Source organism: Bartonella sp. MR30HLJHH (assembly GCF_042194195.1).
Taxonomy (GTDB): Bacteria; Pseudomonadota; Alphaproteobacteria; order Rhizobiales; family Rhizobiaceae; genus Bartonella; species Bartonella grahamii.
Genome location: NZ_JBHIMO010000002.1, coordinates 276,116 through 290,928 on the forward strand (window position 1 = coordinate 276,116; position 14,813 = coordinate 290,928).

Here is a 14,813-nt window from a genome sequence, read left to right on the forward strand (position 1 = left end):
ATATCACTTTTTGTTCTATGGTGATAGAGATCCCATGAGGGGGAAAGAAGAAGGGGAAAGTCAAGTGGATTTTGTGAGCCAATCATGTAAACTGGAACGGATTCCATGCGGATATAAATCAGGCTTTGTTTGTTGCATATAGCGCTATTTGTTGCATAACTTGTGATAGCTAATTCTCTAAATAAAGGGATTTGACCGGTAGCAGAAAAAAGAAATCATTACGAGATAGCAAGTGTGCTTGTTTCAGAATGTCTAATGCTTTTGCATGACAAAGGAACGCGAAACTCTGTCACGTCGTCCTTTCATGTTTTCGAGTTCAGGGTTGTTCATATATTTCCTTCAACTTGATCTTTATGCATAGGAGGCAAGGGAATTGGAGGCAAGAAATTAGGATGAACATTTTGGGATAAGCAAAAAGCCAATATGTTGCGCTCGTTGTTTTACAGCATGTTTGATAAAAAGCTAGGACATCTTTCTAATCCATTATGTGTGTAACCTTAAGGCATTGTTTTCTTAAGAGAGTGCAGAGCTTTTTCTGTTGCTTATCAGTCAACATCAAATCTCAACGCTGCAGCATGTTTGAGAGAAAGAAGAATGAGAATCCTACGGATTCAGAAGGGCAAAACTCTCTGAGCGACTCCAGCTTTTGTAAGCTAGACTTTATGTATGACAGATGGGGGCTGTATTTGAGTGATTGCTGAAATAGGGAGACAGCCTTATTGAGAAAAATATAAAGGCATATCAATCACTCGTCGTGCTATCATCTTTTTGCTTTATAATTTTCAAAACTATCTATAGCAATATTATTTAAATAATAAAGATAATGCCTTATGCCTTTGTGTATCGCGTGTCTTTTTGGGATTATGCCTCTTACATAAAAAAAGAATGCCCCAAATATTATTTGTCTCCGAATATATATTTATTGCATATTTACGGACTTGTTTTAAAGAGATGTCCTACTCCCAAGTCCCTTTCACAAGAACACTCGTCAATGGTATAGGGGTAAAGCCCCTATGAAATGGATAAAACTTATAAGGTATCTCCCTCATCTTTATGCTTCATAAAAGTGCAGGTTGGTATTCTCATACACTTTTCCAGCTCCCAATGTTATGACAGCTTTGGTTCGTGAGACGCTTTATAAGAGGTATATGTCTTTTTTGTACAGTTTTTAATCCACATGCCAACTCCGCTTGTAATTTGCAAGCGACATGGTTTGATCGTTTCAACGGAAAACAAATTTAGGATAAGAGTATCCTATGGTATTCGGGTCTTTCATTCAATATGCAAAACAATAAATACTCTTTATAAATCAAAGTGATGTGTCTTAAAGAAGACGAATTGTTTATAGAGCCACATGGATGAAGAATCTTCGTCTTTTAAGGTGGTGAAAGAAAATCATAATCTCTATTTTTTCATAAAGGGCATGAGAAAAGTGTTTCACAAAAATTTTATAGGATAAAAATTATACGATAAAAAAAGAGAGTCTTTTGACATAAGAGTCTTGATCGTTTGCTGCTATAACCTGTATTGTGTACACAGATGCTTCTATCATTTTTTGCTGTAAAAGCTTCTCTTGGGATGTTAAAGGGTGCAATCTTTATGGAAAAAAGAATCCGTGCAAGGCAAAAGGCTTATTTCAAAAGATTATATCGCAAGATTGCTTTTGTTTGCATAATACTTTTTTGTATAGTGATTTTGTGTTTTGTTGTTGCAAAGGTGGTCAGTTATTTTTCTTCTCATAAAAAAATAACACAACAAGCACCCGTTGAATTGGTTATTCCTGTTTTTGATCTGCGTGTATATTGCAAGGAAATTTCTGCTTCCGTTATGCCCGATATGAAAAAAGAGGTTTATCAGCATTGTCTTAATTTGGAAAGTGAGGCTTATTTTGCTATTCGTGAAATGTGGGATCAGCTTTCTGATACTGCAAAAAAACAATGTTTGACGTTGGTACGACCTGGGGATGGAAATTATTTTCTCTTACGCGATTGTTTTCTCAATGAAAAAGAAAACAAAAAAGGCAAAAGACGCAATTACTTTTAAGTTTTTATTCGGAAAGTTAAAAGGATGCGAATTTTGATGAGAAGATAAAAACCTCTTAAATTACGATCTGCCTCGAGACCGATAGCAATTTTATTTATTGATCTTGTTATATCACACTTCTTATTTAAGGTGTGGCGACATAAGGCATGGATTCCCCCTTGAAATGTTTAAGGGGGCGTGGTGGAGTTTCAGGAGAATTTGTTGAGCTTTTTTAAGGGAAATAACAGGCGTTGGAAACCCATTTCGTAATGGTTCTGGTGAATGGTATAATGGTAAAGCCCCCATGAAGTGTATAAAATTTATAAAGCATATTCATCTTTACACTTTAAAAAAGAGTAAGCCGGTACCGTCTCACACTTTGCTAGCGCCCAATGGTGTCTGCTGACAGTTCTTGAGCCTTAGAGACGGTTCATAAGAGGCACTTTTAGCCTTTTTTTATCGTTTTTACTCTACGCAGGCTTTCCCACGTGTAATATGCAAGAAAAAGAGATTGATTCAACAGCAAACAGATTGAGGATGAAAAATCCTACGGTATTAAGTTTTCTTACTCAACACAAAAGATATGAATTATTGTTATAAATCAATTAAGTGTACGAATTTTACAAGAATTTTGATTGTTGACAGAGCAGTGTGACTTGAGAACCTTCGTTCTTTGAGGGCGTAAGTCAATAGACATGATAAAAATGACTAAAAAAGAAACATACCTTTTATAAACATTCAAGGCTGCTTCATGCGTAAAGCGCTGTGCTAGGTTTACAAATGTGCTTGTTTTATAATTCCAGTTTTCTTTATCAGAAAAGACTTTATCAGGAAAGATAAGAAAGGAAATGCGTTATGCCATTCTTATTGATAGGCTTTGAGAGGGGCATTTTTTTTGAGAAGAAGTTGATTTTTAAAAAAACGTGAAATATTGGTCGTTTTTTTCATAATTTGATATTTTTTTGTATTTAAATATTTTGTTTTTAAGCTCAATTTGTTATAAATAAAAACTGTGATTAACTTAAAAATTCCATGGGTTAAACATGGGTTAAAATAGAAATTGATAGTATCGGGCTTAATTTAGGAAAGAGGATTAATCTCCTGGTGTTTATAGGGCTTGAATAATATTTCGTATTAATCTATCTGTAAAGATCAAGAGGTTTTGTGAAGCGATCGTGGATTATCGCTCGCAAGGGGTTGCTTTAGCGATGAAGAGAGGCTATATTCATAAAATAAAGAGGTTCGCGCAGTGACTCGTTGGGATGGAAGTGCTTGTGAGTTAAATGCACGAGGGGGTAGAGGATATCGGCGTTTTTAGGAGCGGTGGTTTTAGAGCAAAAAAGGGAAGCTTCTAATATTCTCTGGCAGGAATTTTTTCTTTGTCAGGTATGTTGTGTATGTGTGTTTTCCTTTTTGTTGTCCACAAGATAATTATTTTTTTAGTGAAATATGGTTTATTTTAAAAAAAACACTTGGAATTTTACGTGAACATCATTAGGTTTCTGCTGTTTGACAGAGAAAGAGGGAATTTTTGATTTACGATTTCCCTGCTGTTTTGTGATTTTCAAGAAAATATATGCTTTTATCAATATCAGTAGGGTTCGTTTGAGTAAAATAAACGCGGATAGCTTGATAACCATATGTTAAAAATGATCAGCATTATCAAAAGGTAATGCAATGAGGAAGAGTCAATTAAGACATACATAAGACAAACACTCCAAAAAGGGATAAAGATGAGGCCACAACAAAATAGACGGGTACGCGGTCGCAATAATAACAATAATGGTAATAACAATAATAATCGTCGCGGTCCTAATCCGTTGTCTCGCAATTATGAAAGCAGCGGTCCGGATGTTAAAATTCGCGGGAATGCTCAGCAAATTGCCGATAAATACATAAGCCTTGCGCGTGATGCACAAGGTGCAGGTGATCGTGTTATGTCGGAGAATTATTTACAACATGCCGAGCACTATTTGCGTATTATTTTAGCAGCAGCTGGACAAATGTCTCAATCGGTTCGACGTGATGAAAATCGTGGTGATGAAAATCGTGATGAAAACAACGAGCAAGAATGCGGTGAAATAAATCTTGACGGTGAAAAAAAGGATGCTGTCGAGGGTGATACAGATGTATTACAGATGCCGACGCAAAAAAATGGCAATGGCCAATATGCTAAAACGCAAAATGGGGATGCGCGTGAAAATGCTTTAGAGGCTCTATCCGATGAAAAAACGGATCAAGAGCACTGTCGCTCTGAGAAAAATGTTGAACCTGTCAAAAAAACACGCCGTTCTCCCCGTCGACGTACTGTACGGACCCAACAAGATGAATCATCTCTTGAGCTTTCACTTACAACAGCAGAAAGCACGAGCAATGGAGATGCATCAACAGCAACAAAAGAGGCTTCTTCGTTGCCTGGATTAGGTGAGGGAATACAGAGAAAAACGCGCCGTCGCCGAGTGGTTAATCTTGAAGCAGAGGAAAATGTTTAAACCTTCAGAATGCTGTGTAAGCGCTTGTGATGATGTTATTGGTATCATGATGGTAAATTATATATGCTTAAGAAGCTTCTTGCGCTTTCTTTGAATTTTCACGGTCAGTGTCAGGAACTTAACGAAGGGTGTCAACAGACAAGATTGCCTCTTTGCTGGGATTTAAGTGAGGGGATACAGAGAAAAACGCATCCGTGTATTTTAAGAGGCAGTTCTTGTATGAAGAACACAATGTCGTTGTTTTATTTATTGACACTTATATTTACTATCGTTCAATGTATTTATGCCCACTTTGCGATGGTGCTCACTAATCCTATCATGTGAAATTTATCGGCTATCCTTGCTTAATAAAAGATGTAAGCTGAGCGTTATTGCTTTAATTTTCAATGTTGCAACAGTTCTTCTTTTGATACCGGATCATTCATAAGAGCTATTTTTATTCATCCATTTCCTTGCTGCGATATGTGGGGAATGATTTTGATTCAGTTCCTCATGAACAGATTTGAAAGGGGAGAATCCTACAGTATTTGAGGTTCTCGTTCGACATGCAAAATAAATAATCACTATTAAATTAATATGTTGATTTTTTGCATTCAAGAAGATGCATTTCTTGCACGTTTATTAGCTTTTCCCAAGCGATGTCAGTTTCCTTAAGCATGGGAATGCGTTGACAGAAAGGTTTCTTCTTTTCCGAGATTTAAGTGAGGAGATACAGAGAAAAACGCACCATTGCCAGAGTGGTCGTATCTTGAAGCAGAGGAAAATGTTTAAATCTTCAGGGATGCTGTGTAAGGGCTTGTGGTGATGTTAGTTGCTTAATGAGGCATTGTTTCCGATATTTCTTTTGTTGTTTCAACAGAAAGAACGGCGATTAGTGCACCGGTGTGATAATTGTAAATCATAAATTTTGTTTGTCCATCAGGGGTTAAAACTTTCAGTACAATATTGTGTTCTGAGAGGCCTTGCGACAAAATCTGTGTTTTTTCCGGTAAAGAGAGCGTATGATTGATAATGTGTGGGGTTTTGCTGGGAGAGGAAGATAACTCTGTTTGTTTTGGCGCTGATCCGGTTGCGATCACTTTATAAACAATTAAAAACAGTACGGTTAGAATAAGGAAAAGCGTTATTAAAACGGAAATAATCATTAAACCCATAAGTTTTTTTCTCACTCGTTCTACAGCAGGATCTAAAGGGAGATCTTGAGGCAGAGAATTTTGCTCTGTGTGATGGTCTTTTGAAGGTTGCATGCGCTTATTATCCATCATGTCTTTCATTGATTATTTTTTTTGAGATCTGATGGGTTTATGCTTTTAAAGTTTTTTGTGCAAGAGGTTTGTGGAAGAAGAATGCAAAAGAGGAAGCGATGTTGGTAAAATGCCTTCTTTCTGGACTGTAGATATCTTGTTATTTTCGTTTTGGCTTTTAAGCAGGAAATTTCCACGGTTTGTTACAGACCAGATCAATTTTACTTCTTGTTGATGTAAATCTGCATGTACGTCTATACATTGGGCAAAAATTTGTTGTCCAGAAAATGCAAAATTTTTTGTGGATGGTATCATGGATTGTTCACATGCTTGAGCCGTTGGATAGATTTTAACCATTGTATTGTTCGAATAGCAACTATTGAAATCATCTGTACATGAAACTAATAAGAGGATAAAAACAAGGGGATTCATCAATTATTTTCCAAATGAGAGGTTGACAGCATGGACTCCAATTTGTCAGTCTAGGGGCTTCTTCACCGTTAAACGTTTTTACAGTTTTTTAGTTCCCCCTTTGAGATGTCGGTCTATAGTGAATTAATAAAAGTCATTGGTTTGCACGTCATAAAAGGCTGTGTGTGGGCTTTGTGTTGGTGAGAAATATTTGAAAAAAGACTAAAATGCCTCTTATGAACGCTCTCAAAGGTCAATGGCTGTTGTAACATGAGGGACAAAGGGTATGATAATGCTCAGCTACTATTTTTATGAAGTGAAAATGGGCATGAAGGTAAAGAAGGATGTGGGGTAAAAAGGGGCGTGCTTGATGGTTCACTTTACGGGGGCTATTATATTTTATTTACAGACACTGTTTTGAAATAAGCGTGGATGCGCTGGGAAATATTAAAAAAGTGCATGAATGAAAAACACAAGTGTATTCTGTTTTAGGATGTCCTATTGTACCTGAAGAGGATATCTCAATTAAAGAATGCGATAAATAAAAGCATAAAATGTGTAATTTCATCAGTTAATTGTTATTGTCGTGGATGCTTTAGTCCCGTAAAGCTGAAGAGTGATGATGGATGTTAGCTTTACTCCTTGAAATTTCATATTCTGCCAAAATGGAATTGTATGCGCATTGCGAAAGTTACACAAAAAGAGATAGGTAATAGGTTCGCTTTTATTTGGCATATAAAAGCTGAAACGGTTTACTCTTCATTGTTTTGGTTTCTCTCTTAAAATATGCGGTTCTATAAGGGATGAAAGTTGATTGACAGCGGAAATGGATTTTATATGGCTTAAGTTTTCATCGTTAAGGTTTTGGGGAACTATTGGGGGGCATAGTGGTTGGTTTAAAGAGGCTGGAAAATATCTTTGTGCTTAATAAAATAGATGAGAAATTTTGCTAAAAAAGGGGAAACTCCTCTTGTTTGTTATTTGAAATGCTCTTTTAAGAAAAAATATCAAAATAAGTATCAGGAACAGAGAGGCAATAGAGAATTCCTTCTTTTGTCAATTTGAGGGAAGCGGAACCATTTACGGAAATGGGAACGATTTTTTCGAGAACGGCACTACCAAAACAGGCTTTTTTATTGTTTGTGGGAGGGATGCCGGATTCAAAATTTTCACGCCAAGTGATGATAAGTTGCGTTTTGCCATTCAGTTTTGTTTCGATTTCACAGCGTACACAGATGCTACCCTTTTCTTGGGAAAGGGCCCCAAAAGAAAGAGAATTTACAATCAGTTCATGAAAAGCCAAACCAATATGCAAAGCGGCATTGGGAAAAAGATAAGGATCTACGCCTTCAAGTGAAAAACGTCCTGTTTCTTTCATAAAATAGCCTAAAGCCTGCGTTTGGACCAATTCGCGAAATTGAGCGCCACGCCAATCGGAATCAGTGATCAGATCTTGAGAATGAGAAAGAGAATGAAGACGACCTTGAAATTTTCGTAAGAAAACCTGAAGAGATTCAGTATAGCGGGCGGTTTGGCTGGCAATACTTTGAATGATCGCTAGAAGATTTTTAGAACGATGACTGACCTCGCGAAGAAGGATTTTAAGCACTTGTTCACGGCGGCGTAAGCCGGAAATATTAACACCGGTGGTGATAATACCGATAATGTCTCCGTTATCATTGCGGTGGCAATCAATAGAAAATTTGTACCAAATCTCTTGTTTTTTTGTATCTTCAAAACGTGCTTCAACAGTTTGCATTTTGCCACTCGCTAAAACTTGCAGTTTGATGGTTTCCATATTGTCTGCAAGGTCAAGCGAAAAAAAGTCGCTGTCACGACACCCAACCCGCCATTTATTGTGCAAATGGTGTGGCAAGTTTTCAGCCCATAAATAAACCAGATTTGTTGCCTGATAGAGAACACAAATATCAGCACCACGAATCGCTTGCATGAGCGCACTCATATGAGATCTATCTATGGGAGGCTTTGAAAGAGGCGTAACGATCATAATTTTAAGATGTTACTCTGTTCTAAGCCGCTTTAGAAGCATTCTCTTGAAAAAATAAAGCTTGGGAAATAAGCGCTTTCACCATATCAGGGTTAAAAGGTTTGGTCACTAAAAAAGTTGGTTCTGGACGCTCGCCGGTCAGTAGCCTTTCGGGAAAAGCCGTGATGAAAATCACCGGTATACGGTCATTTTTCAAAATCTCGTTGACCGCGTCAATACCTGAACTGTTATCGGCTAATTGAATATCAGCTAAAATCAACCGTGGTTTTTTCTTATGATACATGATGACAGCTTCATCACGCGTGCGCGCTATTCCTACAACACGATGACCTAGGCTTTCTACCATTTGCTCAATATCAAGCGCAATAAGAGGTTCATCTTCAATAATCATTACTTCAGTGGCAATTTGTTGAGAAATATCAATGGATGCTTGGTTGAGAAGCTTACGGAATTCTTTTGTATCCAGATTCATGATTTCGCTGGCTTCTTGTTCATGAAATCCTTCAACGGCAATGAGCAAAAATGCTTGGCGTGCACGAGGCGTGAGATAGGATAATTTGGCACTGGTTTTTTGTTCAAGACCAAATTGGGGCAGGGGCTCAGGGATGTTCGGTGTGGTTTGGTCAAAAAGATGGCAAAAAAGCCAATAAGTACCAATTCGGTCACTGGATGCTTTGGGAAAAATGGAGATATCGGCAATGAGTGCTTCCAACATCGCTGACACATAAGCATCGCCAGAGGATTGGCTACCGGTGACAGAGCGGGCAAAACGCCGAAGATAGGGAAGATGCGGGGCAATGCGCGTTGATAATGACATAATTTATAACTCCTTTGACCTTTCAAGCATTTTGTTGGTTGAAATTCTCAGCAGATAAAAAAGTTCCTTGATTTGTATGGAACTTTTTACCGACAGCTATATTTACAACCATAAGGCGAAAAAATTCTTCGCGGTGCTACTGATATTATATGGATTAGGGGGATGAAAAATGAACGACCGTGATGAAAAAAATCTCACCACACAATTTACAGTTGGAGATGATCTTCTCGGGGTCAATAGCGAAATAGCACGGAAGTTACGTCAATTTTACATGGAAATTCAAGAAGAAGCACTGCCACGGTGTTTGCTCGAGCTTTTAGAGAAGTTGGAGCGCGCAGAGCAATTTGGCTTAAACAATGTGGAAAAGGTTTGAATCCTTTATGTCAAAGTGCGCGAAAAACTTTAAACAAGAACTCCTTTTGGTGTTACCGGCTTTACGAGCTTTTGCTGTTTCTTTAAGTGGCAAGCAGGATAAAGCCGAAGATTTGGTCCAAGATACTGTTATGAAGGCGTGGGCTAAGCAAGACAGTTTTGAGATGGGAACCAATCTTAAGGCTTGGCTTTTTACCATTTTGCGCAATGAATTTTATAGTCAAATGCGTAAAAAGGGAAGAGAAGTTCAAGATACCGATGGCGTGTTTACTCAAAATGTTGCTGTTCATCCTGCTCAATATGGATCGCTTGATTTGCAAGATTTCAAAAAAGCCTTAAATTTGCTTTCTGCCGATCAAAGAGAAGCCATTATTCTCATTGGCGCATCGGGGTTTTCTTATGAAGATGCCGCAGCTATTTGTGGGTGTGCTGTTGGAACCATTAAAAGCCGTGTGAGCAGAGCGCGTAATCGATTACAAGAACTTCTCAAGGTGGATGGAGAGTCTGATTATGGTCCTGATTCTTATTCAGCTGGAAGCACATTGTGTTCATTTAACGGCTAAAAAAGCATAATAATTATGATCGATAGCCTTGTTTTTTTTATTCCCGTTATAGCTATTACAGTAAAGTCAGTATCTGAGGGAATTCAGAGTGTGTGGCGTGTATCCTTAGGAACACAAGAAAAGCCTGTATAAACTTTCTCACGGGCTTTAGGTTTTATGTTCCATAAGGTTGCCTTCCTTTGTACTGAAAAATGACGACTTTCAAGTTCGCCAATGGACATTCTATGACAACAAAAACAAATTTGATGCTTCAAATGCCTTCTTCTGATGCAACGATATCACGCTGGCGGTGGGTAGCGATTGTTGTTTCTCTTGTTATGGCTCTTTTGGCATCGGTTTTTATTATGTTGCTTTCAAATGCCGTTGATCGAGAAGTCGCACAGTTGAATACAAGTTCAGAATTACGCGAACAGGCTGATTTGGTCCTTATTAGCTTGATTGATATGGCTGTTGCTGATCGCAGCTATGCAAAAACGCGCAAGGCGGAAGATAAAATACGTTTTGAAAATGCAGAGCGGGAGTTGGGAGATATTCTCGATTATACCGCACTTATCGTTTATGCGCATCCACAATGGTATGAATGGTTTACGGCTTTTAAAAAAGAGGTTGAAGCACGAAAAGCATTTATGAGTGCCCATATGCATGCTCTTGATGGAATTCCTGAACAACCTTCTCATACGGCCTCTTTTGAAGTATCAAAGATTCCTGTGGCACGTTTAGCTCAATTGATGACAAGCTTTATTAATGGGGATGATGTGGTGCGACAAAAACAGCGTGAGGGTATCGCATTGATGCGGGCTGCTTTGACATTGGCAGCTATTGTTTCCGTTGTGAGTACTTTTATTTCTGCCTATTTTGTTATTAATCGTTTTCATCGTGATGTGCGCTCTTTAAAATTGTATCAATTGCTGCTTCATAGCGAAAATATCGCTCTGGAAGCCCGCGTAAAAGAACGAACACAAGAATTAGAAAGAGCACGCAATCACGCTGAAAAAGAACGCCAACGGGTTGAAATATTGTTGCAGGATGCAAGCCATCGCATTGGCAATTCTCTGGGGACAGTATCTTCTTTGCTGGGGCTCCAGTTAAACCGGAGCAAAAATGAAGAGGTCCGTTCTGTTCTAGGAGCTGCACGTGATCGTATTCAGACAATTTCTACCGCACATCGTCGTTTGCGCTTAAGTGATGATATGGAAACGACTTTTTTGGCAGAGTTTCTCAGTTCTGTTGTGCATGATGTCGAATTGGCAGTCCCTTTTGAATTGCGTGAAAACATCACCATTCACACCAACTTTAAAGATTGTCGCCTGTCTTCAAGAGATGCGACAACACTTGGAATTATCCTTGGTGAATTGCTAACAAATTCCTTTAAACATGCCTTTCCTGATCAACGTACGGGTCATATTTATATCTCTTTTGGTCCCCAGAAAGATGGGCAGTTGATGCTCATTGTAGAAGATGATGGCGTGGGAATGAAAAGCCAAACTTTAGAACAAAAAACAGGGCTTGGTCGTGTGGTCGTGGAACAACTCTGTATGCAATTTGGTGAGAAACCTCTGTTTGAAACTTCTGCTTTAGGAGGCACAAAGATTGTCATTCCTTTGCCAAAACTCAGCATGAATAGTTCAAAAAAAAGCTCTGACTGATTTTTTAAAGAGATAAACTCTTTGCTCTCTGCTTGTTCGTTTTAATAAAAATGAGAATAAAATATGACTTAGATAACGTGAACACAGCACCATTCATATCAGATTGTCAATTGTCTTCAAGAGAAGAAACTTTGCTTCTTCATCTTTTGGTCTCTTTGTTTTTCGCTTTGTTGACTCCGGTTATCGGCTTTTAAAATTCTTCTTTTTTGTATGTTTTATAGCTTTGAAGTGCTTAAGTTAAAATTTAAATTTATTTTGAATAAGAGCTCCTTTAAGCCAATAATACTTATATTAGTAAGCTCTATTTCTTTGCGAAGAGATTGTTTTTTCAAGTTTTGTTATTTTTTGTAAGGCATGTAAAACTTTAAATATGTGGTGTTTTTGTAAAAGTGTGTAACGAATATTCTTAAGGATACTTTGCTCATAAAGTTCATGAAACACTGTCCTTTAAGGCTATGAACAGCATAAGCATTCAACAAGAAGTCGGGTTGTTTATAGAATGATATGGGTTTTAGAATCTTCATCCTTTAGAAAAACTTACCTTTGATTAAGATTTTATCGCATGGACAACAAAGCGATTTTTATCGTTTTGATAAAACAAACAAGAAGAGTTAGCCTTTTTGGGTTTCATATTTTGCACTTTTCTATTGTGCGTAAACCTGCGAATGGGAGGGCGTTTTATTTTTAATCATTGTTATGCGACTTTGGGTGGTGGCATATTTTGGCGTATTCTTTACAGATATTTAAAGTGCGGAAATCTCTTTGAGAAAAATAAGTGCTAAAGCATATTTTTTAGATGTTTTGAGTCGTAAAAATGCAGATTCTTTCATGCTTTAAGTCTCTTCGGAGGGTGTTAACGGGCTGTTTATCAAAGAATCAATATTGTTTTTTTCTTGTAGGAATGTTTGTAGGTCTTGATTGGTTAAGGCTTTGCTATCCGGTATACGGATGCGCATGGGATCAACTTTGACGCCATTGACAATGATTTCAAAATGACAATGGGGACCGGTTGCCATTCCTGTTGTTCCAACATACCCAATGATTTGTCCTTGTCGTACTTTCACGCCTGGTTTGATATCTGGTGCATAACGGCTTTGGTGTGAATAACTGCTGACGTATCCATTAGCATGTTGAATTTCCGTGTGATTTCCATAGCCGCCTGTTACGCCTACTCTTGTGACAACACCATCCCCTACAGCAATAATGGGTGATCCTTTAGGAGCAACCCAATCAACTCCCGTATGCATGCGAACATAGCCTAAAATAGGATGTTTGCGTGGACCAAAGGGGGAGCCAAAAATCCCATTTGGTGTGGGTTTGCGCAGCAAGAAAGGCTTTGAACTCCTCCCTTCAGAATCATAATAATCAACGCTTCCATCTTTTAATTGATAACGGTAATATTTATAAGTTGTATTTCCAAAAGTTGCGCTAATATAACGAATTTCTGGATCAGTGTTTTTGGATGCTTCCTTTGCTTTCAAGTTCTTTTTGCCGTTTTGGTTTTCTTTATCGCTTTGTGGTACGGCATAAAATATTTCGATTTGATCATTGGGGGTTATCGGACTTTTCATGTCAATATTGGTGGCAAGCAGACGAATAAGACGATGAGAGAGAGATTGTGATATATTATGGCTTAGCAAGGCATTATAGAGTGCATCATAAGCTGTTGGTAATTGCGCGCTATTGATATAAGAATGCGGAATACCATTTTGAAAAGCCGTTTTAAGAGCTTTAGACATTTTAGGCTCTGTGCTTTCAATGAATTGGCCTTTATCATTCAGCGCAATGGTGAGAACATGATACATTCCTTGATAGATACTTGCGCGTACGAGATGGTCTTCTTCACCAGCTTGTGTCACAATACCAATGCGTAAAAGACTTCCCTCTTTAAGGGTATCGGAAAGGCTCATTCTTTCTAGCGTTTTTACAACCTGTTCAATTTGCTTTTTTGTATAACTGGTTTTTTTGAAAGCATCGGCTATCTTTTGTTTTTTACGAATAGGAATAATATCTTCAACATAGTTTTTTGTCAGATCGATACGGTGACTTTGAGGAGAAACGGTTACATTTTCTTGAACAATGCGAACTTCAGGGGATTCTGTGCCTTGGGAATCAGTGGATGCATCTTCTAATTTTAAAGGATCAATCAATGTGAGAACTGAAAGAAGTTCGGTACTTTTTTCTAAAGTGAATCCAGCTTTTTGCACTTCTTGTTGTGCCTCTTCATCTGTCAGCGTATCGTTGTTGTCAAAATCGAATTGATTTACCTTAAAATCATAGCTGCGTAAGGTGATTTTTGTTTCAACCTTTGCTCCATAAATCTGTCCAGAATCTTGTGGTTTGGCGCTTTGATTTTTCGAATCACTGGCAAGAATGCTTAAAGAATCAAATTTGGGATAGCTATATTTCTGGGGGCGCTTTTCGGCTAAAGCCATACGAATCCATTCAAAATGTTGTGTTTGAATAACTTGTTCATCGCCTTTTTTTTGCAGAATCGATAGTTCAAATTGACGTTTGCTGTCAAAGCTTTGCCGTGCATGGGTGGGAAAAATACGATCACCTTTATACCCATTGGCCTCAGGATCTTGTGTATGGGAGAGGTTTTCTTTTGTAAACCATTGTGGAGGGGTTACCAATCGTTGTTGTTCATCAAGAGCCGTAAAAAGTGCAATACCCATAAGAATGCAGGAAGTGATTCCTGTCAGAACGGTTCCCGTAAGCCAACGGACAGAGACTTGTCGGCGCGCAGGACGCAAGCGTTTGACGACAAGAGCAGGGTCCTGTCCGGGATCGTTTTTTTGTTGTTCGTTATCCCACATAGATTTTAAGAGTACTTTTCAATATTAAATAAAGAAAGCTAGCATAGCTTAGCATGTTTCTACAAGAATTTGATTCTTTTTACAAATTACAGATCATACGAATTCTCTTTATACATTAATGTCTTTATGAATCGTACCTGTGCAGAATTAAAGTAACATAAAACAAGCGTTATTGTGATTAATCCATTCCTAGGCACTTCCTATTTTTATGCATTGCAATAGGGTGCTATATTTTACTTTAAAGGCGCCATGCTCCCTTTAACTCTTTCTGTTTTCATGTTTTATTTTTATTTTAGTGTAATGTATTGAAATACAACCAGTTGTTTATGTTATTTTATTTTAAAAAAAAGTAAAAAATGATATTGACTCTTTATTTGAAAGAGTACTATATACAGCGGGTAACGAGAGCGGTTTCTGCT

At 37.9% G+C, this 14,813-nt stretch carries 10 protein-coding genes; 5 read left to right on the top strand and 5 right to left on the bottom strand.

Going from position 1 to position 14,813, the window contains the following annotated elements; all coding sequences use genetic code 11:
* Positions 1-1,599 precede the first annotated feature (1,599 nt).
* Both ACFIKR_RS02530 and ACFIKR_RS02535 read left to right on the top strand, forming a co-directional pair.
* Positions 1,600-2,043: a hypothetical protein gene (locus ACFIKR_RS02530; protein WP_375658696.1), complete on the top strand. Its 444-nt coding sequence runs from the start codon at positions 1,600-1,602 to the stop codon at positions 2,041-2,043.
* A 1,712-nt stretch (positions 2,044-3,755) separates the two neighbouring features.
* Entirely contained in the window at positions 3,756-4,514 is a 759-nt protein-coding gene (locus tag ACFIKR_RS02535) for a DUF4167 domain-containing protein (protein WP_375658697.1), read from the top strand.
* An 815-nt stretch (positions 4,515-5,329) separates the two neighbouring features.
* Here the strand turns inward: ACFIKR_RS02535 and ACFIKR_RS02540 are convergent.
* From ACFIKR_RS02540 to ACFIKR_RS02555, 4 genes are all read right to left on the bottom strand, one after another.
* A complete protein-coding gene (locus tag ACFIKR_RS02540; protein ID WP_375658698.1) occupies positions 5,330-5,779 on the bottom strand; it encodes a hypothetical protein in 450 nt (149 codons plus the stop codon).
* A 45-nt stretch (positions 5,780-5,824) separates the two neighbouring features.
* Positions 5,825-6,190 carry a hypothetical protein gene (locus tag ACFIKR_RS02545; protein WP_375635665.1) on the bottom strand — a complete coding sequence of 122 codons (366 nt, stop codon included), beginning with the start codon at positions 6,188-6,190 and terminating at the stop codon, positions 5,825-5,827.
* Between the two features lie 973 nt (positions 6,191-7,163).
* On the bottom strand, positions 7,164-8,177 hold the full coding sequence (locus tag ACFIKR_RS02550) for a sensor histidine kinase (RefSeq protein WP_375658699.1): 1,014 nt from the start codon (positions 8,175-8,177) through the stop codon (positions 7,164-7,166).
* A gap of 22 nt (positions 8,178-8,199) precedes the next feature.
* Positions 8,200-8,994: a response regulator gene (locus ACFIKR_RS02555; RefSeq protein WP_375658700.1), complete on the bottom strand. Its 795-nt coding sequence runs from the start codon at positions 8,992-8,994 to the stop codon at positions 8,200-8,202.
* Between the two features lie 169 nt (positions 8,995-9,163).
* Between ACFIKR_RS02555 and ACFIKR_RS02560 the strand changes: the two genes are divergently transcribed.
* The 3 genes from ACFIKR_RS02560 (at position 9,164) to ACFIKR_RS02570 (ending at position 11,575) form a co-directional block, all read left to right on the top strand.
* Positions 9,164-9,367 (top strand): NepR family anti-sigma factor, encoded by a 204-nt coding sequence (locus ACFIKR_RS02560; protein WP_015856821.1) that lies wholly within the window; start codon positions 9,164-9,166, stop codon positions 9,365-9,367.
* A gap of 7 nt (positions 9,368-9,374) precedes the next feature.
* Positions 9,375-9,929 carry an RNA polymerase sigma factor gene (locus ACFIKR_RS02565; protein ID WP_015856820.1) on the top strand — a complete coding sequence of 185 codons (555 nt, stop codon included), beginning with the start codon at positions 9,375-9,377 and terminating at the stop codon, positions 9,927-9,929.
* 224 nt (positions 9,930-10,153) lie between these two features.
* Positions 10,154-11,575 carry a sensor histidine kinase gene (locus ACFIKR_RS02570; RefSeq protein ID WP_375658701.1) on the top strand — a complete coding sequence of 474 codons (1,422 nt, stop codon included), beginning with the start codon at positions 10,154-10,156 and terminating at the stop codon, positions 11,573-11,575.
* An 833-nt stretch (positions 11,576-12,408) separates the two neighbouring features.
* Here the strand turns inward: ACFIKR_RS02570 and ACFIKR_RS02575 are convergent.
* Positions 12,409-14,394 carry a M23 family metallopeptidase gene (locus ACFIKR_RS02575; protein ID WP_375658702.1) on the bottom strand — a complete coding sequence of 662 codons (1,986 nt, stop codon included), beginning with the start codon at positions 14,392-14,394 and terminating at the stop codon, positions 12,409-12,411.
* Between the last annotated feature and the right edge of the window lie 419 nt (positions 14,395-14,813).

What these genes read in the sequence shown, in the direction of transcription:
- ACFIKR_RS02570 (WP_375658701.1), top strand. Translation starts at nt 10,154, where the DNA reads ATGACAACAAAAACAAATTTGATGCTTCAAATGCCTTCTTCTGATGCA.
- ACFIKR_RS02545 (WP_375635665.1), bottom strand. Translation starts at nt 6,190, where the DNA reads ATGAATCCCCTTGTTTTTATCCTCTTATTAGTTTCATGTACAGATGAT.
- ACFIKR_RS02550 (WP_375658699.1), bottom strand. Translation starts at nt 8,177, where the DNA reads ATGATCGTTACGCCTCTTTCAAAGCCTCCCATAGATAGATCTCATATG.
- ACFIKR_RS02555 (WP_375658700.1), bottom strand. Translation starts at nt 8,994, where the DNA reads ATGTCATTATCAACGCGCATTGCCCCGCATCTTCCCTATCTTCGGCGT.
- ACFIKR_RS02560 (WP_015856821.1), top strand. Translation starts at nt 9,164, where the DNA reads ATGAACGACCGTGATGAAAAAAATCTCACCACACAATTTACAGTTGGA.
- ACFIKR_RS02540 (WP_375658698.1), bottom strand. Translation starts at nt 5,779, where the DNA reads ATGATGGATAATAAGCGCATGCAACCTTCAAAAGACCATCACACAGAG.
- ACFIKR_RS02530 (WP_375658696.1), top strand. Translation starts at nt 1,600, where the DNA reads ATGGAAAAAAGAATCCGTGCAAGGCAAAAGGCTTATTTCAAAAGATTA.
- ACFIKR_RS02565 (WP_015856820.1), top strand. Translation starts at nt 9,375, where the DNA reads ATGTCAAAGTGCGCGAAAAACTTTAAACAAGAACTCCTTTTGGTGTTA.
- ACFIKR_RS02535 (WP_375658697.1), top strand. Translation starts at nt 3,756, where the DNA reads ATGAGGCCACAACAAAATAGACGGGTACGCGGTCGCAATAATAACAAT.
- ACFIKR_RS02575 (WP_375658702.1), bottom strand. Translation starts at nt 14,394, where the DNA reads ATGTGGGATAACGAACAACAAAAAAACGATCCCGGACAGGACCCTGCT.